This is a genomic window from Salmonella sp. SJTUF15581, assembly GCF_043356775.1.
GTDB lineage: Bacteria > Pseudomonadota > Gammaproteobacteria > Enterobacterales > Enterobacteriaceae > Salmonella > Salmonella enterica.
This window is the reverse complement of record NZ_JBEUJY010000008.1, coordinates 62,342-83,402: the sequence shown is the minus strand read 5'-3', so window position 1 is coordinate 83,402 and position 21,061 is coordinate 62,342. Positions and strand designations below refer to the sequence as shown.

Below are 21,061 nucleotides of genomic sequence, written 5' to 3'. Positions count from 1 at the left end.
GGGTGCGCAATGCGTAAGCAGTTGCCTGTAATCTGCGTCGCGGCAGGGATAGTACTACTCGCGGCATGTACTAATGACGGCGGTCAGCAGCAAACCACCGTCGCGCCGCAACCTGCGGTATGTAATGGTCCGACTGTGGAAATCAGCGGAGCGGAACCGCGTTATGAACCTCTGAATCCGACCGCAAACCAGGATTATCAGCGTGACGGTAAAAGTTATAAAATCGTTCAGGACCCGTCCCGCTTTAGCCAGGCTGGCCTGGCCGCTATTTATGATGCGGAGCCCGGCAGTAATTTAACCGCCTCCGGGGAGATGTTCGATCCGATGCAGCTTACCGCCGCCCATCCGACACTGCCTATCCCCAGCTATGCGCGAATCACCAACCTGGCCAACGGTCGCATGATCGTCGTGCGTATTAACGATCGCGGCCCCTATGGCACCGATCGGGTCATCTCCCTGTCCCGCGCGGCGGCGGATCGTCTGAATACCTCGAATAATACTAAAGTACGGATTGACCCCATTATCGTGGCGCCGGATGGTTCGCTCTCCGGCCCGGGGATGGCCTGTACGACGGTGGCGAAACAGACCTACGCTCTGCCCCCTCGCCCTGATTTAAGCGGCGGAATGGGAAGCGCCTCTTCAGCGCCTGCGCAACCGCAAGGCGACGTTCTTCCGGTCAGTAATTCCACGTTGAAAAGTGACGATACCACCGGCGCGCCGGTGAGCAGCAGCGGCTTCCTCGGCGCGCCGACCACGCTGGCGCCTGGCGTGCTGGAGGGTAATGAACCGACGCCAGCACCACAGACAGCGCCGGTTTCCGCGCCGGTGACGGCTCCAGCGACTGCGACGCCGGTAAGCGCGCCTGCTGCCGCGGCCCCGGTATCTGCCCCGGTGAGTGCGTCAGCCGCCGCGGCGAGCGGTCGTTTCGTCGTCCAGGTCGGCGCCGTCAGCGATCAAACGCGTGCGCAGCAATACCAACAGCGTTTAAGCCAGCAGTTCAGCGTACCAGGGCGCGTAATACAAAACGGCGCGGTCTGGCGTATTCAACTGGGGCCTTTTGCCAGTAAAGCCGAAGCCAGCGCGTTACAGCAACGTTTGCAAACAGAAGCACAATTACAGTCCTTTATCGCCAGCGCGCAGTAACCGATCGCAGGTATCTGTACTGTCAATTTCTGTAAATGACATTAACAAAGTCACGCGGAAAGTCAGATGCCTGCCAGTTATGCTTTTGCTATAGTAGGGCTCTTTTTTTAATTTCATCACGGACGTCGTAGTTCAGACCATGAAGACCACTTTTTCCGCTCGTTTTATGCAGCGCATGGCGCTCACCACGGCGCTTTGTGCCGCGTTTATCTCAACCGCACATGCCGATGACCTGAATATCAAAACTATGATCCCGGGCGTTCCGCAGATCGATGCGGAATCCTACATCCTGATCGACTACAACTCCGGCAAAGTTCTGGCGGAACAAAACGCCGACGAACGTCGCGACCCGGCTAGTCTGACGAAGATGATGACCAGTTACGTCATCGGACAGGCAATGAAAGCGGGTAAATTTAAAGAAACCGACCTGGTTACCGTCGGTAATGACGCCTGGGCCACCGGCAATCCGGTATTTAAAGGCTCCTCGCTGATGTTCCTCAAGCCGGGAATGCAGGTACCGGTCTCTCAGTTGATACGCGGCATCAATCTGCAATCCGGCAATGACGCCTGTGTGGCGATGGCTGATTTCGCCGCCGGTAGCCAGGATGCTTTCGTCGGACTGATGAACAGCTATGTGAACGCGTTGGGGCTGAAAAATACCCACTTCCAGACCGTACACGGCCTGGACGCCGACGGACAATACAGTTCAGCTCGCGATATGGCGCTGATTGGTCAGGCGTTAATTCGCGATGTGCCTAACGAATATGCCGTTTATAAAGAAAAAGAGTTCACCTTTAACGGCATTCGCCAGTTAAACCGTAACGGTCTGCTGTGGGATAACAGCCTGAATGTGGACGGCATCAAAACCGGCCATACCAGCAAAGCGGGCTATAATCTGGTCGCTTCCGCAACCGAAGGCCAGATGCGATTGATTTCCGCCGTGATGGGCGGACGGACCTATAAAGGCCGTGAAACAGAAAGCAAAAAACTGCTGACGTGGGGCTTCCGTTTCTTTGAAACCGTTAATCCGCTGAAGGCTGGTAAAGAGTTCGCCTCTGAACCCGCCTGGTTTGGTAATACCGATCGCGCCTCGCTGGGCGTCGATAAAGACGTTTACCTGACGATCCCTCGCGGTCGCATGAAAGATTTGAAAGCGAGCTATGTACTGAATACCGCAGAACTGCACGCGCCGCTGCAGAAAAACCAGGTGGTCGGCACCATCAACTTCCAGCTGGACGGTAAAACCATCGAGCAGCGTCCGCTGGTCGTACTGCAAGAGATCCCGGAAGGGAACTTCTTCGGTAAAATCATTGATTACATTAAATTAATGTTCCATCACTGGTTTGGATAAAAATTGCACGCTTGAAAGTGTGATTTTCGTCCCCATATACTATGCATCAGTAAAACTCCCGCCCTGTGGCGGGAGTTGTTATTTTTTTTACGTAATGCCGGAGCTGACATGAAAACCAAACTTAACGAACTGCTTGAATTCCCTACGTCATTTACTTACAAAGTAATGGGGCAGGCGTTACCTGAGCTGGTTGATCAGGTGGTTGAAGTGGTACAGCGCCATGCGCCTGGTGATTACTCTCCGACGGTAAAACCGAGCAGCAAAGGCAACTACCACTCGGTCTCTATCACCATTAATGCCACCCATATTGAACAGGTTGAAACGTTGTACGAAGAACTGGGCAATATTGATATCGTGCGAATGGTATTGTAATACATCCAGACGGTTACCCGGTCTTATCCGGGTAACTCCCCGCCTCCCCCGCTGTGATATACTTTCCTCTCTTTTTTCATTCTCTACGGAGATGCCGTTTTGTATCAGGATAAAATCCTTGTCCGCCAGCTCGGCCTTCAGCCCTATGAAGCTATCTCTCAGGCCATGCATAACTTTACCGATATGCGCGATGAAAACAGCCATGATGAAATCTGGTTGGTTGAGCATTACCCGGTGTTTACCCAGGGCCAGGCCGGTAAAGCGGAACATATATTGATGCCTGGCGATATTCCCGTTGTGCAGAGCGATCGTGGAGGACAGGTGACCTATCATGGTCCGGGCCAACAGGTAATGTACGTTTTACTTAACCTGAAACGACGTAAACTGGGCGTGCGTGATTTAGTCACCCTACTTGAACAGACCGTGGTGAATACGCTGGCTGAAATTGGTATTGAGGCGCATCCGCGCGCCGATGCGCCGGGCGTCTATGTGGGTGAAAAGAAAATCTGCTCGCTGGGTTTACGTATCCGTCGCGGCTGCTCATTCCACGGTTTAGCGCTAAACGTTAACATGGATCTTTCTCCTTTCCTGCGTATCAACCCGTGTGGTTATGCCGGCATGGAAATGGCTAAAATAACGCAGTGGAAGGAAGACGCAACCACGGATAATATTGCGCCCCGCTTGCTGGCGAATATTTTAGCTCTGCTAAATAATCCACCGTATGAATATATTGCTGCTTAATGCGTAAAATATAATGGCCCAAGAAATTTATGGGTCATTAATCATATATGATTTGAATGCTTTACTTCTCCCCCCGCTTTCTATATTTTCGTTATATCCCTGCTGTAGCCGCCAGGCGGCATGGCCTCTTCAGTCCTCATGATGAGGAATTTTCCGTGAACAAAATCCCGGCCTTGCTGCTACTTATCTTATTGAAATGACTAAAATACATTCATAAAAGTAATTTTAAAACCAACTCATAAATGCAAAATATACTATTTCATCTATTATTCATAATACGAATGAATTCGGAGCCAGAGCGTGAGTGATAATAATCAGGCAGAAAGACAACCGGCCGATCAACACCTACAAGACAAACCGCAAATTTTCAGAACACTGAGAAATATTGACCTCAATCTGTTGACGATTTTCGAGGCCGTATATGTCCATAAAGGGATCGTCAATGCAGCGAAAATTCTTAACCTGACGCCGTCAGCCATCAGCCAGTCCATTCAAAAATTACGGACTATATTTCCCGATCCGCTGTTTATTCGCAAAGGCCAGGGCGTAACGCCCACGACGTATGCTACGCATCTGCACGAATACATCAGCCAGGGGCTGGAATCTATTCTTGGCGCCCTGGATCTTACGGGCAGCTATGATAAGCAACGTACCATTACAATTGGCACGACGCCTTCGGTCGGCGCGCTAGTGATGCCGATTATTTACCAGGCCATCAGGCCGCGTTATCCTCAGCTTTTGCTGCGCAACATTCCGGTAGACGATGCCGAAAGCCAGCTTAGTCAGTTTCAGACCGATCTCATTATCAATACCCATAGCTATAACAACCGGAGCATTCAGCATCACGTCCTGTTTAGCGATACGCTTGAGATTGTCTGCCGCCAGCATCACCCGTGTCTGGCGAACGCCATTACTGAAGAGAGACTGAACAGCGCGGATCACACCTTTCTGATGCTGGAGGGACAACATCTTTCCCTCCTGCGCCAGCGACTGCAGGAGACATTTCCCGATCAGCAAATCAGTTTTAGCAGCTACAATATTTTTACCATTGCCTCGCTGATCGCCAGCAGCGATCTGCTGGGACTGATGCCCACCCGCTTCTACGACTTATTTAGCCGTTGCTGGCCGCTTGAACGCCTTCCCTACGCGCCGGTGAATAGTGAACAGGTCGAGTTCTCGCTGCATTACAATAAACTGAGTCTGCGCGATCCGGTGCTGGAGAACGTCATTGATATCATCCGTGAGGCGTTCTGACAAAAATGTTGCATTCAGGTCACGGAAGATATGGGCAAACAGCACAAAACAACAACTATTTTACATTTTGCCGGGCTGTCAGGCTGCTTTATGGCCCTTATCAATGATATACTGCGTGTCACAAATTCAAAAATAGTTGATAAATACAACTTTCCCTTGAATTGAAACGCTTTCCTTCGTTATTCGCAACTGGAACACGCACGCTATGAGTAAACCCATTGTGATGGAACGCGGTGTAAAATACCGCGATGCCGATAAGATGGCTCTTATCCCGGTTAAAAATGTGGTCACAGAGCGCGACGCTCTACTACGTAAACCGGAATGGATGAAAATAAAACTTCCGGCGGATTCTACCCGTATCCAGGGCATCAAAGCCGCAATGCGCAAAAATGGCCTGCATTCTGTCTGCGAGGAAGCGTCTTGCCCAAACCTGGCTGAATGTTTCAACCACGGTACCGCTACGTTTATGATCCTTGGCGCCATTTGCACTCGCCGCTGTCCGTTCTGTGATGTCGCCCATGGCCGCCCCGTTGCGCCGGATGCGGAAGAGCCGCAGAAACTGGCGCAAACGATCGCCGACATGGCGCTACGCTATGTGGTCATCACCTCTGTCGACCGTGACGATCTGCGTGACGGCGGCGCCCAGCATTTTGCTGACTGCATCACTGCCATCCGCGCCAAAAGCCCGGAGATAAAAATAGAGACCCTGGTGCCAGACTTCCGTGGACGTATGGATCGCGCGCTGGATATCCTTAACGCGACGCCGCCGGATGTGTTTAACCACAACCTGGAAAACGTGCCGCGTATTTACCGCCAGGTTCGTCCGGGCGCCGATTACAACTGGTCGCTGAAATTACTGGAACGCTTCAAAGAAGCGCACCCGGAAATTCCGACAAAATCGGGTCTGATGGTGGGCTTAGGCGAAACCAATGCGGAAATCATTGAGGTTATGCGCGACTTACGCCGTCACGGCGTTACCATGCTGACGCTTGGTCAGTATCTACAGCCAAGCCGCCATCACCTGCCGGTACAGCGTTATGTCAGCCCGGAAGAGTTTGACGAGATGAAAGCGGAAGCTCTGGCGATGGGCTTTACCCATGCCGCCTGTGGCCCCTTTGTACGTTCTTCGTACCATGCTGATCTCCAGGTCAAAGGCATGGAAGTGAAATGATCGTGTAATAGACGCTTACATTTCAGGCAAAAAAAACCGGCAACTTGCCGGTTTTTTTACTCTGCGGAGCAAGCGCATCGCGCTATTACTCTTTGTGCGAGAGTTTTTCAGCCTGAACGCTACCGTCGACGTCTTTCTTAACGCCCGCGTCTTCATCGTTCATTGCTTTCTTGAATCCTTTAATCGCCGTGCCCAGGTCTCCGCCCAGCGTACGTAACTTCTTGGTACCAAACAGCAGAACAACCAGTGCGGCAACCACCAGCAGTTTGGTAATACTAATCTCACCCATAGATACCTTCTTCACTAAAAACAGGCTGCGTAACGCGCCGGATTAACCTGAGAATATTAACGGTCTTTCGACGCGCGCACACAATAGCAATCTGTAACAAGGTGAATCAAGCTTTGCGTAAAAAAACATCATAATAATTGCGGTGGCGCAAATCGTCGTTGCTGCAAAAGAGGAAGTTGCTCCCGCACCTGGTCTATTCGTTCTCTGAATATTTCCGCGACGATCAGCGCCGGACGATCGGCCGCCGCGGCTATCGTTACCCCCAACGGATCGATAATACGACTTTGACCAATATTACGATTACCACACTCCCCAGCCGCAATCATATAGCAGGTGGTATCCAGCGCTCTCGCCGCCAGCAGCGTCGACCACTGCTGCTCTTTCAACGGGCCGCGAACCCAGCCCGTCGGCAGCGCCAATACGTCAGCCCCCTGTAAAGCCAGCGCTAACGCCATATCCGGAAAGCGCAGGTCATAACAGGTCATAAGCCCCACCTTAACCCCCTCCACGTCCAGCACAGGCGCGATAACGGTTCCGGCATCAATACTTTGGGATTCTTGCATCGAAAACGCATCATAGAGATGCAGCTTCGCGTAACGCGCGACAATGTGACCCGCCCGTAGCGCCACCAGCATATTAACCGCCCGTCCAGGCGTTGACGGGACAAGGATAGTGAATATCGTCGTCATATTATTATGAGCGCTTTCTTCCAGAAGCCGCGTCATAAACGCGCCATCCAGCGGCTGCGCGGCGCGAATCGGCAGGTCAAGGTCGATGTCATCTCGCGCTAATATCCCCTCAGGCAACACCAGAAGCGATACGCCGCGGCCCGCCGCCTGAGCCATTAACGAAACGCAAACTTGCGCATTCTCTTCCCATACAGAACTCACCACAAACTGCCCGGCTGCAACGAACATATCCCCTCCCACACCTCTGTCAGGACTCGCCAATTATGCGTGTTCGGCGTTACACTCCTCTTGTATAGCAATTAAATAAAGGATTCGGCAGTGTTACAGCTTCTTTTAGCAGTTTTTATCGGCGGTGGAACGGGGAGCGTAGCCCGGTGGATGCTAAGTATGCGTTTTAATCCGCTTCATCAGGCGATTCCCATCGGTACGCTAACAGCAAATTTGCTTGGCGCGTTTATTATCGGCATGGGGTTCGCCTGGTTTAACCGCATGACACATATCGATCCGATGTGGAAAGTGCTCATTACGACCGGCTTTTGCGGCGGCCTGACGACCTTTTCTACTTTTTCTGCCGAAGTGGTATTCTTGCTGCAAGAGGGGCGCTTTGGCTGGGCGCTGCTGAATGTGCTGATTAACCTGTTGGGTTCGTTTGCCATGACGGCGCTGGCATTCTGGCTATTTTCCGCCGCAGCGGCGCGTTAAGCGCAAAAAAAACCCGCCGAAAGGGCGGGTTTTGAAATCTTGCTGTCGGACGTATGCTTACAGAGCAGTTACGTTTGCAGCGGAAGGGCCTTTGGCACCGTTAGTGATTTCGAACTCTACGCGCTGACCTTCAGCCAGAGTTTTAAAACCATTGGTCTGGATTGCAGAGAAGTGTACGAACACGTCTTTGCTGCCATCTTCCGGAGTAATGAAACCGAATCCTTTGGATTCATTAAACCACTTAACGTTACCTTTAATCTTAGACATCAAAATTACCTTTACATGAAAAATAGACACAAATGCTGTGTCGGATACCAGTACAACAATTGTGATGCATTTTGTCCAGTCGAACTTTGCGAAAAAGTGATAAATATCGCGTTAATTTTTAGCTAACCCTGTCTACTTGTTGTTTTTTAAGACTTTTTAATTCACAACTGAAGCATGCCCTTCCCCGTCAAAACTGGAAACGCATCCAGGCGAAATAGACGTTTCCGTTGTTATACGAGCCCGGAATGTAGGTCATCTGAAAGGTAGCGGGCCCATAGCCTATCGACGCTAAAGGCAACAGCACAGGGATGGGAATATAATTCCAGTTGTCGCGCGCGGTAACGCCTGCGGTAAAGCCCAGTCCCAGACGAAAATTATCGTCTTCCAGCGGTCGCCAGGTTTTTTCCCAGCCATAACCGCCTATGGGTTCCCATTTGTTAAATGAATCTTTAAAGGCCATCATATAGAGGCCATGCCAGTTGCCTTTATCGTCCCAGCGCGACTGACCAAAACCAACGCCCCACGGCCGCTCGTTATAGCGATCCGTTTTCTCTTTATCGTAGGCAAAGCGCGCATGCCAGGTAATAGCGGGGACATACAAATCATAATGCTCAGGCTGTCGCCACGTTTCTGCGACGTTATCGGTAAACGTGTTAAACCACCCTTTATCCGCCGCAGAGACTGAAGGAATAGCCAGCCATGGCATAACAAGGAGAGCAATAATAAGAAAATACTTTCTGATAATCATCACAACAGCCATACCGTTCAAAAATTCGACTGTGATAATAACAACATTAACCTGAATAAAATCTTAACAAACTATAAACAGAGAATAATCTGAGAGAGTATCGGGTTAACGGCGTTTGATTTAGCACTCAGAACCGTCGCGCTCCTTAATAAGCTTTCACAAAAAAAACAAAACAAAGTACAACAAATAAAACAATAAAATAACAATAAATTAATACTTATAGCGCTACAGAGAATTCGTATAAGCATATTTCATCTTTAGCGATGACATGAAAAAATAACCGCGCCGTGATTTTAATCAGTAAGGCGCCATCCTTTATTCGGTACATTTTTATACCACTTTTGTGGCTCTTATTTTTACTCTGGGTGTCGATAAGACAGGGGAAACAATGCTAACAGTTATAGAGCTCCTTATCGGAGTCGTCGTTATTGTGGGTGTAGCGCGCTACATCATTAAGGGATATTCCGCCACTGGCGTTTTATTTGTCGGCGGTCTGGTTCTACTTATTATCAGTGCGCTGATGGGGCATAAGGTATTACCTGCCAGCGAAACCAGTACCGGCTATACCGCAACAGATATTGTTGAATACATCAAAATTTTGCTTATGAGTCGCGGCGGCGATCTTGGCATGATGATCATGATGCTGTGCGGCTTTGCCGCCTATATGACGCATATCGGCGCGAATGATATGGTCGTGAAGCTGGCGTCGAAACCTTTACAGTACATAAACTCGCCCTACCTGTTGATGATTGCTGCCTATTTTGTCGCCTGCCTGATGTCGCTGGCCGTCTCTTCCGCGACGGGGCTTGGCGTACTGCTCATGGCTACTCTCTTCCCGGTGATGGTCAACGTCGGCATTAGCCGCGGCGCGGCGGCGGCTATTTGCGCCTCTCCGGCCGCCATCATCCTCTCGCCAACGTCTGGCGATGTGGTTTTAGCCGCAAAAGCGGCGGAGATGCCGTTAATCGATTTCGCGTTCAAAACCACGCTGCCGATTTCCATCGCCGCCATTATCGGTATGGCGATTGCGCACTTTTTCTGGCAACGCTATCTGGATAAAAAAGAGAACATTTCACATGAGATGCTGGACGTGGCGGAGATTACCACCACGGCCCCGGCGTTTTATGCCCTTTTGCCGTTCACGCCCATTATCGGCGTACTGATTTTTGACGGTAAATGGGGGCCGCAGTTGCACATTATTACCATTCTGGTGATCTGTATGCTGCTGGCCGCCGTGCTGGAATTCGTGCGCGGCTTCAACACGCAAAATGTGTTTTCCGGCCTGGAAGTGGCTTATCGCGGCATGGCGGATGCGTTTGCCGGCGTTGTGATGCTGCTGGTCGCGGCGGGCGTTTTCGCCCAGGGGCTGAGCACCATTGGCTTTATCCAAAGTCTGATCTCGATTGCCACTTCTTTTGGCTCCGCCAGCATTATTCTGATGCTGGTCTTAGTGATTTTAACCATGCTGGCCGCGATGACCACCGGTTCAGGCAATGCGCCTTTTTACGCCTTTGTTGAGATGATCCCTAAACTGGCGCACTCCTCCGGCATCAACCCAGCCTATTTATCTATCCCAATGCTGCAAGCCTCAAACCTGGGGCGCACGATTTCGCCAGTCTCCGGCGTCGTGGTCGCTGTCGCCGGGATGGCTAAAATATCACCGTTTGAAGTGGTGAAACGCACGTCCGTTCCGGTCATCGTCGGTCTGTTGATCGTCATTATCGCCACGGAAATTATGGTGCCAGGCGCCTCTTCCGCCGTTACTGGCGGCTGATAGCCGGTAAGCCGGGGCGAGGGAAAACATCGCCCCGGCATCTTAAACCAGGCTTAGCCGCCGTGGTAAATACGCTGCGGCCTGCCCACTTTGCCATGAATAATCTCTGCGACAATCAGATGCTGACTCGCGCAATATTCCAGGTAGCGTCGGGATGTGGTGCGGCTTATCGTTAAGGCCTGCGCGACCGTTTCAGCCGTATGGCGTACGGTTGGATCGGCAAACAGCTTCATCACCGCATTAAGGGTTAAGGCATCAATACCGGTCGGCAAATCCCCTTTCGGTTCGCCGCGCGCATAGGCGTTGAACATTTCATCTATCTGCTTCTGGCTTGCGCTATCCGCGCTCGCCAGCATACGTCTGCGCTGTTGATAGCGGGTCAGCGTCTGCCCCAAACGTTCATAAGCAATAGGTTTGACCAGATAATCAAACGCACCGCTACGTACCGCTTCCGCTACCGTCTCCATGTCACTGGCGGCGGTCGTAAACACGACGCCGCCGGGATAGCGCGACTGCATTAATTCATGCAGCAGCGTAATCCCCTTCCCATCCGGCAGATAATTATCCAACAGAATTAATCCAGGTTTGAACCGGTCAATCATCATTCTCGCCTGCGCCAGATTGCCCGCCAGCCATATCTGGTTAAAGCCAGGAATATGGCGGATATATTCTGCGTGCATCTCCGCCAGCAGCGTTTCATCCTCAACGATCAATAGGGTTAATGGTTCTGTCATCGTTTTTTTTCACTTTCGGAAGGAATAAAGAAAATAAGGTGCCACAAGGATCATTGTCTTCCAGCGTAATGACCCCGCCACAGCGCCCCACATAACTTGCAATCAGATATAACCCGATACCATGCTCACCGGGTTCGTCGGTTCGGGTACTTACGCCCTGTTCAAAAATTTTTTCCCGCAGCGCTTCAGGAACGCCGCAGCCCTGGTCGGCGACCTCTATTACCACCTCGTCGCCCTCGTCGCTCAGGAAAAGTTCGATGGTCTTGTCGCCTTCCTGTGTACGCAAACTCGCCTCAAACGCGTTATCCAGCAGATTCCCGACGATGGCGGCGAACTCCGTGCTATCCAGCCCCTCCGGCAGTTGATGTAGCTGGCTGCCGGGAACAATCACCATCTTGAGCCCCAGTTCACGCGCGCGCTGAACTTTGCCAAACAGCAAACCGGCCACCTGACGATCGGCGAAGGCGCCGCGTAAACTATCAATAAGTTGCTGCTGCGCCTGCGACTCACCCTGCACCATCTCTCTGACCCGATCATACTCTTTCATTTGCAGCAGGCCGTTCAGAGTCGACATCCAGTTCAGGTGCTCATGGCGTAGCGTGCGCAGGCTCTCAACATACTGTTTAATCTGGGTTAGCTGCGCGTTCAACGTCGCGATTTCATCTTTGCTGCGAAAACTAATAATAGCGCCCAGCAGCTCCTCGCCGGAACGGATAGCCTCACGATTGGCGATGACGCTCAGGCCATTGAAGTTGGCCATCACATCCTGACGTCTTTCTGCGATCTGGCAGGTAAAAAAGTCTGCCGGATTGACGACTTCCGCTATCAGCTTGCCCAGCCACTGACGCCCCGGCGACGGCAGCCCCAACATTTTTCTCGCATTGCGGTTAATCGCGGTGATATGTCCCTCCGGATCAACGGCGATCAGCCCTTCATAAACCGAGCTAAATAACGCCTCCTGCTGGCGTACCACACGCGCAATCTGTTTCGGCTCCATGCCCAGCATTTGTCGGCGGATATGCGCGGCGAAAAACCAGGAAAGCAGCATTAATACCACCAGCAACAGGACAAAAACCCCCGCCATCGGTAATAAGAAGTCCAGCCGCCAGGAGTCGATTTTACTGACCAGATAGCCAATTGAAACAACGCCGATCACGTTGCCTTCGTTGTCAAAGATAGGCGTTTTGGCGCGCATCGCCATCCCTATTGAGCCCTTACCGGTAATGAAATAACTTTCTCCTCTTTCCAGCGCGCCGGGTTTCGTAAACTGCATGGGATAGCCGATTTTTTCCGGATTCGGATGGTAAAGCCGGATCGAGTGGCGATCGCCTATCACCACATAGTCAAAATCCGTCCCGCGCTGCAGTTTATTCGCAATTATCGCCAGGCGTTTATAGTCCCGGTTTTTTACGGCAGCGATAATGCTGTCGTTAGAAGCAATAATTTTTGCCTGATTCATCGCCATATCACGAACATGGGACGCCAGATAATCTTCGAAACTGGCAGACAAATATTGTGCTAACGCTGCCACGATGAAAACAGAAACCACCAGAATGAGCAGAAAAATACGTAACGGAAACGCGAGTTGCCGAAAAAAAGGAAACAGCTTTTTATTTTTCTGATAGGACATTAAGGTTCCTTATGGGCATTTCTCTTCAGATTTATCGCAAATGTAATAAAAATGTTTTCAGCATCTTGAAGCATATAAAAACCAATCGTTACAGATTCCCCACATTAAATCAATTAAACAACTAAAACCCACCGCCGGAATGGCGATTAAATTAATTAAAAAACTTAAAACCATAAAACACTTAAAAACCATCTAACGCTTTGTGAAATAAATCAAAATTTACCACCAAAATACTCCTTACGATGTATACGTCAGTGAGAAAAAATAAATAACTCGTCATAAAAATACTCCCACTCTGACTGAAAAGAAAAAGTTATCAAGTTGCAACACAGCGCAACATATACAGAAAAGTGGCAACAAGCATATCACCAGGATATTTCTTACTATGTTTGGCAATAATGTATTCACTCGGGTAAAACGCTCTGAAAATAAAAAAATGGCGGAGATCGCTCACTTTCTCAAAGAGAATGATTTAAGCGTCGATACCACTGTTGAAGTGTTTATTACCGTCAGCCGTGATGACCGTCTTATTGCCTGCGGCGGTATTGCCGGAAATATCATTAAATGCGTGGCCATTAGCGAATCAGTACGCGGCGAAGGCTTAGCGTTAACGCTGGCGACGGAATTGATTAATCTCGCCTGGGAACGGCACTGCACCCATCTTTTTATTTATACCAAAACGGAATACGAAGCGCTGTTTAAACAGTGCAGCTTTTCGACGATAGCCAGCGTCCCTGGCGTAATGGTCTTAATGGAAAATAGTGCGACCCGGTTGAAACGGTATGCGGAATCGCTGGCGACATTGCGTCATGAGGGAAAGAAAATTGGCTGTATTGTGATGAACGCCAATCCTTTCACGAACGGCCATCGCTATCTGATCCAACAGGCGGCGGCACAGTGCGACTGGCTGCATCTGTTCCTGGTCAAAGAAGATACGTCACGCTTTCCCTATGAAGACCGACTCGATCTGGTCCTTAAAGGGACTACCGATATCCCGCGCTTAACCGTTCACCGCGGCTCCGAATACATTATTTCTCGTGCGACGTTCCCCTGCTATTTCATTAAAGAGCAGAGCGTCATTAATCACTGTTATACCGAAATCGACCTGAAGATTTTCCGCCAGTATCTGGCGCCCGCGCTTGGCATCACACACCGCTTTGTCGGTACGGAGCCGTTTTGCACCGTTACCGCCCAGTACAACCTTGATATGCGTTTCTGGCTGGAGACGCCAACGCTTCCCGCCCCACCCATTACGCTGGTGGAAATAGAGCGGCTTTGCTTCCAGGAGACGCCGATATCCGCCTCCTGGGTACGCAAGCTGCGGGTTAAACACGATCTCACGGCTATCGCGCCGCTGGTTCCCGACGCCACCCTGCGCTATTTGCAGGGCATGGTCGAACGCCATCCGGGCAGCGCGGCAGCCCGTCAAAAGTCCCCCGTATTAGCAACAGGTGAAAAATGAAAATAAACCAGCTAGCCGTCGCAGGCACGCTTGAGTCCGGCGATGTGATGATACGCATTGCGCCGCTCGATACGCAGGATATTGACCTGCAAATCAACAGTAGCGTTGAAAAACAGTTTGGCGAGGCCATTCGCGCCACCATCCTGGAGGTGCTTTCTCGCTACGACGTGCGCGGCGTACAACTGAACGTCGATGATAAAGGCGCTCTGGACTGCATTTTGCGCGCCCGACTGGAAACGCTACTGGCGCGCGCCAGCGGTATTGCCGCTCTGCCCTGGGAGGATCGCCAATGATTTCCGCCTCTCTGCAACAACGTAAAACCCGCACCCGCCGCAGTATGTTATTCGTACCGGGCGCCAACGCGGCGATGGTGAGCAATTCGTTTATCTATCCAGCCGACGCGCTGATGTTCGACCTGGAAGACTCCGTTGCATTACGCGAAAAAGACGCGGCGCGCCGTCTGGTATATCACGCGCTGCAACACCCGCTTTACCGTGACGTCGAAACCATCGTCCGCGTGAATGCGCTGGACTCCGAATGGGGCGTCAACGATCTGGAAGCGGTCGTGCGCGGCGGCGCGGACGTGGTGCGTTTACCGAAAACCGACACCGCGCAGGACGTCATTGATATCGAAAACGAAATTCTGCGCATTGAAAACGCCTGCGGTCGCGAACCGGGCAGTACCGGCCTGTTAGCCGCCGTGGAATCGCCGCTGGGTATTACCCGCGCGGTAGAAATCGCCCACGCCTCTGAACGGTTGATCGGGATTGCGCTGGGCGCGGAAGACTATGTTCGCAACCTGCGCACCGAACGTTCTCCGGAAGGCACCGAACTGCTGTTCGCCCGCTGCGCCATTTTGCAGGCCGCGCGTTCCGCCGGCATTCAGGCCTTTGATACCGTCTATTCCGACGCCAATAACGAAGCCGGTTTCCTGCAAGAAGCCGCCCACATTAAACAGTTGGGCTTTGACGGTAAGTCACTGATCAACCCCCGCCAGATCGAACTGCTGCACAACCTTTATGCGCCGACGCGTAAAGAGGTCGCCCATGCGCGTCTGGTCGTTGAAGCCGCAGAAGCCGCCGCCCGCGAAGGTCTCGGCGTCGTTTCCCTTAACGGCAAGATGGTCGACAGCCCGGTGATTGAACGCGCCCGTCTGGTGCTCTCCCGTGCAGAACTTTCCGGTATTCGCGAAGAATAAGGCAAAAAAATGACGCAGAAAAATGAATCTCAACGCCAGGATCGCGTAGCCGCCTGGAGCCGTCACGCTGAAAGCGAACTGAACGCTTACCAAAGTGCGGCAAAATTGGATCTACAAGCGCAAAAACCGCGCGACCACAAACTGTGCGCCAGCCTGGAAGAGGCCATCCGCCGTTCCGGTTTACGCGACGGCATGACGCTCTCTTTTCACCACGCGTTTCGCGGCGGCGATCTGACGATTAACCTGGTGATGGAAACCATCGCGAAGATGGGCTTCAAAAACCTGACCCTGGCCTCCAGTTCGCTGAGCGACTGCCATGCGCCGCTGGTTGAACACATTCGTAACGGGGTGGTCAGCCGCATCTACACGTCAGGCCTGCGCGGCCCGCTGGCGGAAGAAATTTCTCGCGGCCTGCTGGCTGAGCCGGTTCAGATTCACTCCCACGGCGGTCGTGTGCATCTGGTACAAAGCGGCGAACTCAATATTGATGTTGCGTTTCTTGGCGTGCCCTCCTGCGATGAATTCGGTAATGCTAACGGTTATACCGGCAAAGCTTGTTGCGGTTCACTGGGCTACGCGATGGTGGATGCCGATAGCGCGAAGCAGGTCGTGATGCTGACGGAGCAACTGCTGCCGTATCCGCATAACCCGGCAAGCATCGCTCAGGATCAGGTTGATCTGATCGTGCAAATCGAAGAAGTCGGTGATGCAAACAAAATCGGCGCTGGCGCGACCCGCATGACCACTAATCCGCGTGAACTGCTGATCGCCCGCAGCGCGGCGGAAGTCATTGCTCACTCCGGCTACTTCAACGAAGGTTTCTCCCTGCAAACCGGCACCGGCGGCGCATCGCTGGCGGTCACCCGCTTCCTGGAAGACAAAATGTGTAGCCGCAACATTGTGGCTAATTTCGCGCTGGGCGGTATCACCGCCACCATGGTCGACCTGCATGAAAAGGGCTTAATCCGCAAACTGCTTGACGTGCAGAGCTTCGATCGTAACGCTGCGCAATCTTTGGCCCGCAACCCGAACCATATCGAAATCAGCGCTAACCAGTACGCCAACTGGGGCTCTAAAGGCGCTTCCGTCGACCGTCTGGACGTGGTGGTGCTGAGCGCGCTGGAAGTCGACACCCACTTCAATGTTAACGTGCTGACCGGCTCCGACGGCGTTCTACGCGGCGCGTCCGGCGGCCACTGCGATACCGCCGTCGCGGCGGCGCTGTCCATCATCGTCGCGCCGCTGGTGCGCGGTCGCATCCCAACGCTGGTTGATAACGTCACCACCTGCGTCACACCGGGCTCCAGCGTTGACATTCTGGTCACCGATCACGGTATCGCCGTCAATCCGGCGCGTCCGGAGTTGGCTGAACGCCTGAAAGCAGCGGGAATGAAAGTGGTATCGATTGAGTGGCTGCGCGAACGCGCGCAACTGCTTACCGGTCAGCCCCGCCCTATCGAATTCACCGACCGCGTGATTGCTGTCGTGCGTTATCGCGACGGTTCAGTGATCGATGTGGTGCATCAGGTGAAGGAATAAGCCATGCGCCTGTTTCCTGAACTCGCCACCTGTCACGACGTTTCTATTCCTGAGCTGCTCGCCAGCCGGGATGAGAGACAAGCAAGACAGCGCGCCTGGCTAACGCGCCACGCCACTCCACTGGTCTCCTTTACCGTGGTGGCGCCAGGCCCGATAAAAGACAGCGCGTTAACCCGCCGGATCTTTAATCACGGCGTGACTGCCCTGCACACGCTGGCAGAAGAGTATGGCTGGACCATCCGGGAGCAGGCTGCACTGGCTTCCGCCAGCGGGCCGGAAGGGCTGCTGGCGATTGACGCGCCCGCTCAGGCGCTCAAACAGGCGACCATCGCGCTGGAACAGCGTTATCCACTGGGGCGCCTGTGGGATATCGATGTCCTGACGGCGGAAGGCGAAATACTCTCCCGCCGCCATTTCGCGCTTCCCGCTCGCCGCTGTCTGCTGTGCGGGCAAAGCGCGGCTGAATGCGCGCGGGGTAAAACCCACGCGCTGACTGATTTACTGACTCATATGGAGGCGCTGCTGCATGATGCCGATTCCCGTCAACCCGACTAACGCCTCCATTCAGCCTCAGTCGCTGTATGACGCCTGGGCCGATTTGGCCTGGCGCGCCATGCTGACCGAGGTAAATTTATCGCCAAAACCCGGTCTGGTAGACCGACTAAACTGCGGCGCGCACAAAGATATGGCGCTGGCGGATTTTCACCGCAGCGCGGAGGCGATTCGACACTGGCTGCCGCGCTTTATGGAATATGGCGCCAGCTGCACGCGCCTGCCGCCAGAGTCAGTTCTGGCGGGCCTGCGTCCATTGGGGATGGCCTGTGAAGCAGCGATGTTTCGCGCAACGGCGGGCGTCAATACCCATAAAGGCAGCATTTTCTCGCTGGGGTTACTGTGCGCCGCCATTGGCCGCCTGTATCAGCTACGCCAGCCGATCGCCGCAGAAACACTCTGCGCTACCGCCGCCGATTTTTGCCGCGGCCTGACCACGCGCGAACTGCGCCAGAACAACCTACAGCTCACCGCAGGCCAGCGGCTGTATCAGCAACTGGGATTAACCGGCGCGCGCGGTGAAGCGGAAGCGGGCTATCCGCTGGTCATCCGCCACGCGTTGCCGCACTACCGCGCATTGCTGGCGCAGGGGCGCGATCCGGAACTGGCGCTGCTTGATACCTTACTGCTGCTGATGTCGCTTAACGGCGATACCAACGTCGCGTCGCGCGGCGGGGCGGACGGTCTGCGCTGGTTACAGCAGCAGGCGGCGGTCTTATTACATCAGGGCGGCATACGGACGCCTGACGATCTCGTTTATCTCCACCGGTTCGATCAGCAATGCATTGAACGCAATCTCAGCCCAGGCGGTAGCGCCGATCTGCTGATCGTTACCTGGTTTTTAGCGCAAATTTCGCAAGTTAATCATTAACACAATTATAGAAAATATCCTTTCCGGAGAGTCATTTATGTCTTTATCCAAAGATAATATATGGAAGTTGTTGGCCCCATTAGTGGTGATGGGCGTCATGTTGCTAATTCCTGTTCCAGATGGTATGCCGCCGCAGGCCTGGCACTATTTTGCGGTTTTCGTCGCGATGATTGTCGGTATGATCCTGGAGCCGATCCCGGCGACAGCGATCAGTTTTATCGCCGTAACCATTTGCGTTATCGGCAGCAATTACCTGCTATTTGACGCTTCAGAACTGGCCGATCCGGCGTTTAAAGCCAGTAAACAGGCGCTGAAATGGGGGCTTGCCGGTTTCTCCAGCACCACGGTCTGGCTGGTTTTCGGCGCGTTTATTTTCGCGCTGGGCTACGAAGTGACCGGGCTGGGGCGCCGCATTGCGCTCTTTCTGGTAAAATTCATGGGTAAACGCACGCTGACGCTCGGCTATGCGATTGTCATTATCGATATTTTGCTGGCGCCGTTTACTCCCTCCAATACGGCTCGTACCGGCGGGACTGTCTTCCCGGTCATCAAGAACCTGCCGCCGCTGTTTAAATCGTTTCCAAACGATCCTTCCGCACGCCGCATCGGCGGTTATTTGATGTGGATGATGGTGATCAGTACCAGCCTGAGCTCTTCGATGTTTGTCACTGGCGCGGCGCCAAACGTGTTAGGTCTGGAGTTCGTCAGCAAGATCGCCGGCGTCCAGATTAGCTGGCTGCAGTGGTTTCTCAGCTTTCTGCCGGTAGGGATTATTTTACTGATCGTTGCGCCGTGGCTCTCCTATGTGCTTTATAAACCTGAAGTGACCCACAGTGCGGAAGTCGCGGCCTGGGCTGGCGGCGAGTTAAAAAACATGGGGCGTCTGTCCCGCAAAGAGTGGACGCTGATTGGCCTGGTGCTGCTTAGCTTAGGGTTGTGGGTTTTTGGTGGAAAAATCATCAACGCCACTGCCGTGGGTCTGCTGGCCGTCTCGCTGATGCTGGCGCTGCATGTTGTGCCGTGGAAAGACATTACGCGCTACAACAGCGCCTGGAACACCCTGGTGAACCTCGCTACGCTGGTGGTCATGGCCAATGGCTTAACCCGCTCCGGCTTTATTGACTGGTTCGCCAATACCATGAGTACGCATCTGGAAGGTTTCTCGCCGGATGCAACCGTCATTGTACTGGTACTGGTGTTCTATTTCGCGCACTACCTGTTCGCCAGCCTTTCCGCTCACACCGCGACCATGCTGCCGGTCATTCTGGCGGTGGGTAAAGGCATTCCGGGCGTTCCGATGGAACAACTGTGTATTCTGCTGGTGCTGTCTATCGGTATCATGGGCTGTCTGACGCCGTATGCCACCGGCCCTGGTGTGATTATCTACGGCTGCGGTTACGTGAAATCCAGAGACTACTGGCGGCTTGGCGCAATCTTTGGCGTTATCTATATCGCGATGCTGTTGCTGGTGGGCTGGCCGATTCTGGCAATGTGGAATTAAACATTACGCCAACGTAGGTTAAAAATGATGCCGTTCAGGTTCACCTGAGCGGCATTTTTTATGATTAAATGGGTAACATTCATAATGTGTATAATTTATCGAATTCATCATGAACACAATATGGCATTACAGTCCGCTGCTGGCTGTCCTCTTAACCCCAATTTTTGCCGCCAACGCCGACGAACTTCAGGCGCAACAGTACGGTGATTTCACTGACTATGTGCTGGCGCTTTCCTGGCAAACCGGTTTTTGTCAAAGCCAGCATGAACGCCGCCATCGGGAACCCGATGAGTGCCGTCTGCAAAAAGAGCCAGCCAACAAAGCAGACTTTCTGACCGTCCACGGCCTGTGGCCAGGATTACCCAAATCTATCGCCGCACGCGGTGTTGACCAGCGACGCTGGCAGCGCTTTGGTTGTGCGACGCGGCCAATCCCGAATCTGCCTGAAGTTAAGGCTAGCCGGAAATGCTCCGCCCCCGCCCCCGGACTTTCGCCTGACATCGCGGCAGCGCTTAAGGAAGTGATGCCCGGCGCGGGGGGGAATTCCTGTCTGGAGCGCTACGAATATGCCAAACATGGCGCCTGTTTCGGGTTTGATCCCAATGCCTATTTCGGCACCATGATACGGCTGGATAAGGCGATAAAAGACAGCGCGCTGGGGCAGTTTCTGGCGGATAATTACGGCAAAACCGTTAGCCGCGCTGAGTTTGATAGCGTCGTCGCACAAATGTGGGGCCAGGATAATGTCAAAGCCGTTAAAGTAAACTGCCATGGCAATCCCGCCTATTTAACAGAGATTCAGTTTTCATTAAAGGCGTCGATGATTAACGCGCCGCTCTCCTCTGCCTCATTCCTGCCGCAGCCGCATCCCGGCAACTGCGGGAAACAGTTTATTATCGATAAAGCCGGTTATTGACGAAGCAGAGGTTTAAAACCGTAGCCACATTTGAGAACACGCCCGAATGTAGACTAAAATTCACTCAGGGCTATGACGTTTGAGGATTTACCCGAATGTGAACTAAATCACTTCAAAGACGGGGTAAGTCTCAGTATCATCATGAGAGTTAAACCCT

General features: G+C 52.8%; 22 protein-coding genes. 16 read left to right on the top strand and 6 right to left on the bottom strand.

Going from position 1 to position 21,061, the window contains the following annotated elements; genetic code table 11:
* Positions 1-9: 9 nt before the first annotated feature.
* The 6 genes from rlpA (at position 10) to lipA (ending at position 6,032) form a co-directional block, all read left to right on the top strand.
* A complete protein-coding gene (gene rlpA, locus ABVN36_RS15100) occupies positions 10-1,143 on the top strand; it encodes an endolytic peptidoglycan transglycosylase RlpA (protein ID WP_023137871.1) in 1,134 nt (377 codons plus the stop codon).
* Between the two features lie 139 nt (positions 1,144-1,282).
* Positions 1,283-2,494 (top strand): D-alanyl-D-alanine carboxypeptidase DacA, encoded by a 1,212-nt coding sequence (gene dacA / locus ABVN36_RS15095; protein ID WP_000858711.1) that lies wholly within the window; start codon positions 1,283-1,285, stop codon positions 2,492-2,494.
* 108 nt (positions 2,495-2,602) lie between these two features.
* A complete protein-coding gene (ybeD, locus tag ABVN36_RS15090) occupies positions 2,603-2,866 on the top strand; it encodes a DUF493 family protein YbeD (protein WP_023137872.1) in 264 nt (87 codons plus the stop codon).
* Positions 2,867-2,965: 99 nt separating this feature from the next.
* Positions 2,966-3,607, top strand: a complete 642-nt coding sequence (lipB, locus tag ABVN36_RS15085) for a lipoyl(octanoyl) transferase LipB (RefSeq protein WP_000284009.1) — start codon at positions 2,966-2,968, stop codon at positions 3,605-3,607.
* Between the two features lie 300 nt (positions 3,608-3,907).
* The gene (locus tag ABVN36_RS15080) at positions 3,908-4,861 is read left to right on the top strand and encodes a YbeF family transcriptional regulator (RefSeq protein ID WP_001282817.1); all 954 of its coding nucleotides are present in this window, start codon (positions 3,908-3,910) and stop codon (positions 4,859-4,861) included.
* Positions 4,862-5,066: 205 nt separating this feature from the next.
* Positions 5,067-6,032 carry a lipoyl synthase gene (gene lipA, locus ABVN36_RS15075; protein WP_023137873.1) on the top strand — a complete coding sequence of 322 codons (966 nt, stop codon included), beginning with the start codon at positions 5,067-5,069 and terminating at the stop codon, positions 6,030-6,032.
* Positions 6,033-6,117: 85 nt separating this feature from the next.
* Here the strand turns inward: lipA and tatE are convergent, their stop codons facing one another.
* Together tatE and ABVN36_RS15065 are read right to left on the bottom strand one after the other, a co-directional pair.
* Entirely contained in the window at positions 6,118-6,321 is a 204-nt protein-coding gene (gene tatE / locus ABVN36_RS15070; RefSeq protein WP_000503938.1) for a twin-arginine translocase subunit TatE, read from the bottom strand.
* 128 nt (positions 6,322-6,449) lie between these two features.
* On the bottom strand, positions 6,450-7,238 hold the full coding sequence (locus tag ABVN36_RS15065) for a deaminated glutathione amidase (protein ID WP_000495779.1): 789 nt from the start codon (positions 7,236-7,238) through the stop codon (positions 6,450-6,452).
* A gap of 90 nt (positions 7,239-7,328) precedes the next feature.
* Here ABVN36_RS15065 and crcB point away from each other — a divergent pair, with 90 nt between their 5' ends.
* Positions 7,329-7,712, top strand: coding sequence for a fluoride efflux transporter CrcB (gene crcB / locus ABVN36_RS15060; RefSeq protein ID WP_000939753.1), 384 nt, complete (start codon positions 7,329-7,331; stop codon positions 7,710-7,712).
* Positions 7,713-7,769: 57 nt separating this feature from the next.
* On the opposite strand, the gene cspE is transcribed toward crcB, so the two are convergent.
* Positions 7,770-7,979, bottom strand: coding sequence for a transcription antiterminator/RNA stability regulator CspE (cspE, locus tag ABVN36_RS15055; protein WP_000034826.1), 210 nt, complete (start codon positions 7,977-7,979; stop codon positions 7,770-7,772).
* A gap of 187 nt (positions 7,980-8,166) precedes the next feature.
* Positions 8,167-8,739 carry a lipid IV(A) palmitoyltransferase PagP gene (gene pagP / locus ABVN36_RS15050; RefSeq protein ID WP_001623090.1) on the bottom strand — a complete coding sequence of 191 codons (573 nt, stop codon included), beginning with the start codon at positions 8,737-8,739 and terminating at the stop codon, positions 8,167-8,169.
* Positions 8,740-9,115: 376 nt separating this feature from the next.
* Here pagP and dcuC point away from each other — a divergent pair, with 376 nt between their 5' ends.
* Positions 9,116-10,501, top strand: coding sequence for an anaerobic C4-dicarboxylate transporter DcuC (gene dcuC / locus ABVN36_RS15045; protein ID WP_000958619.1), 1,386 nt, complete (start codon positions 9,116-9,118; stop codon positions 10,499-10,501).
* Between the two features lie 53 nt (positions 10,502-10,554).
* On the opposite strand, the gene dpiA is transcribed toward dcuC, so the two are convergent.
* Both dpiA and dpiB read right to left on the bottom strand, forming a co-directional pair.
* Positions 10,555-11,235 (bottom strand): two-component response regulator DpiA, encoded by a 681-nt coding sequence (gene dpiA, locus ABVN36_RS15040; RefSeq protein WP_000138784.1) that lies wholly within the window; start codon positions 11,233-11,235, stop codon positions 10,555-10,557.
* Positions 11,204-12,865 (bottom strand): sensor histidine kinase DpiB, encoded by a 1,662-nt coding sequence (gene dpiB, locus ABVN36_RS15035; protein WP_023205726.1) that lies wholly within the window; start codon positions 12,863-12,865, stop codon positions 11,204-11,206. The genes dpiA and dpiB overlap by 32 nt, the downstream gene beginning before the upstream one ends.
* Before the next feature lie 385 nt (positions 12,866-13,250).
* Between dpiB and citC the strand changes: the two genes are divergently transcribed.
* The 8 genes from citC (at position 13,251) to rna (ending at position 20,904) form a co-directional block, all read left to right on the top strand.
* Positions 13,251-14,327: a [citrate (pro-3S)-lyase] ligase gene (citC, locus tag ABVN36_RS15030; RefSeq protein ID WP_112324599.1), complete on the top strand. Its 1,077-nt coding sequence runs from the start codon at positions 13,251-13,253 to the stop codon at positions 14,325-14,327.
* Complete coding sequence (citD, locus tag ABVN36_RS15025; RefSeq protein WP_000700679.1) at positions 14,324-14,620, top strand: citrate lyase acyl carrier protein; 297 nt, start codon at positions 14,324-14,326, stop codon at positions 14,618-14,620. Before citC ends, citD begins: the two co-directional genes overlap by 4 nt.
* The gene (gene citE / locus ABVN36_RS15020) at positions 14,617-15,525 is read left to right on the top strand and encodes a citrate (pro-3S)-lyase subunit beta (protein ID WP_000622342.1); all 909 of its coding nucleotides are present in this window, start codon (positions 14,617-14,619) and stop codon (positions 15,523-15,525) included. The genes citD and citE overlap by 4 nt, the downstream gene beginning before the upstream one ends.
* A gap of 9 nt (positions 15,526-15,534) precedes the next feature.
* Entirely contained in the window at positions 15,535-17,064 is a 1,530-nt protein-coding gene (gene citF / locus ABVN36_RS15015; RefSeq protein WP_023137874.1) for a citrate lyase subunit alpha, read from the top strand.
* Between the two features lie 3 nt (positions 17,065-17,067).
* Positions 17,068-17,619, top strand: coding sequence for a citrate lyase holo-[acyl-carrier protein] synthase (citX, locus tag ABVN36_RS15010; RefSeq protein WP_001236064.1), 552 nt, complete (start codon positions 17,068-17,070; stop codon positions 17,617-17,619).
* A complete protein-coding gene (gene citG / locus ABVN36_RS15005; RefSeq protein WP_000982670.1) occupies positions 17,591-18,487 on the top strand; it encodes a triphosphoribosyl-dephospho-CoA synthase CitG in 897 nt (298 codons plus the stop codon). Before citX ends, citG begins: the two co-directional genes overlap by 29 nt.
* Positions 18,488-18,524: 37 nt before the next feature.
* Positions 18,525-19,988 carry a citrate/succinate antiporter CitT gene (gene citT / locus ABVN36_RS15000; protein WP_000059029.1) on the top strand — a complete coding sequence of 488 codons (1,464 nt, stop codon included), beginning with the start codon at positions 18,525-18,527 and terminating at the stop codon, positions 19,986-19,988.
* 109 nt (positions 19,989-20,097) lie between these two features.
* On the top strand, positions 20,098-20,904 hold the full coding sequence (gene rna / locus ABVN36_RS14995; RefSeq protein ID WP_001092585.1) for a ribonuclease I: 807 nt from the start codon (positions 20,098-20,100) through the stop codon (positions 20,902-20,904).
* Positions 20,905-21,061 lie beyond the last annotated feature (157 nt).

Bases quoted from the DNA above. Each gene is read 5' to 3' on its own strand.
- rlpA (WP_023137871.1), top strand. From the start codon at position 10: ATGCGTAAGCAGTTGCCTGTAATCTGCGTCGCGGCAGGGATAGTACTA.
- citE (WP_000622342.1), top strand. From the start codon at position 14,617: ATGATTTCCGCCTCTCTGCAACAACGTAAAACCCGCACCCGCCGCAGT.
- citX (WP_001236064.1), top strand. From the start codon at position 17,068: ATGCGCCTGTTTCCTGAACTCGCCACCTGTCACGACGTTTCTATTCCT.
- pagP (WP_001623090.1), bottom strand. From the start codon at position 8,739: ATGGCTGTTGTGATGATTATCAGAAAGTATTTTCTTATTATTGCTCTC.
- dcuC (WP_000958619.1), top strand. From the start codon at position 9,116: ATGCTAACAGTTATAGAGCTCCTTATCGGAGTCGTCGTTATTGTGGGT.
- citG (WP_000982670.1), top strand. From the start codon at position 17,591: ATGATGCCGATTCCCGTCAACCCGACTAACGCCTCCATTCAGCCTCAG.
- dpiB (WP_023205726.1), bottom strand. From the start codon at position 12,865: ATGTCCTATCAGAAAAATAAAAAGCTGTTTCCTTTTTTTCGGCAACTC.
- ybeD (WP_023137872.1), top strand. From the start codon at position 2,603: ATGAAAACCAAACTTAACGAACTGCTTGAATTCCCTACGTCATTTACT.
- citD (WP_000700679.1), top strand. From the start codon at position 14,324: ATGAAAATAAACCAGCTAGCCGTCGCAGGCACGCTTGAGTCCGGCGAT.
- tatE (WP_000503938.1), bottom strand. From the start codon at position 6,321: ATGGGTGAGATTAGTATTACCAAACTGCTGGTGGTTGCCGCACTGGTT.
- citT (WP_000059029.1), top strand. From the start codon at position 18,525: ATGTCTTTATCCAAAGATAATATATGGAAGTTGTTGGCCCCATTAGTG.
- cspE (WP_000034826.1), bottom strand. From the start codon at position 7,979: ATGTCTAAGATTAAAGGTAACGTTAAGTGGTTTAATGAATCCAAAGGA.
- dacA (WP_000858711.1), top strand. From the start codon at position 1,283: ATGAAGACCACTTTTTCCGCTCGTTTTATGCAGCGCATGGCGCTCACC.
- lipA (WP_023137873.1), top strand. From the start codon at position 5,067: ATGAGTAAACCCATTGTGATGGAACGCGGTGTAAAATACCGCGATGCC.
- ABVN36_RS15065 (WP_000495779.1), bottom strand. From the start codon at position 7,238: ATGTTCGTTGCAGCCGGGCAGTTTGTGGTGAGTTCTGTATGGGAAGAG.
- rna (WP_001092585.1), top strand. From the start codon at position 20,098: ATGAACACAATATGGCATTACAGTCCGCTGCTGGCTGTCCTCTTAACC.
- citF (WP_023137874.1), top strand. From the start codon at position 15,535: ATGACGCAGAAAAATGAATCTCAACGCCAGGATCGCGTAGCCGCCTGG.
- dpiA (WP_000138784.1), bottom strand. From the start codon at position 11,235: ATGACAGAACCATTAACCCTATTGATCGTTGAGGATGAAACGCTGCTG.
- citC (WP_112324599.1), top strand. From the start codon at position 13,251: ATGTTTGGCAATAATGTATTCACTCGGGTAAAACGCTCTGAAAATAAA.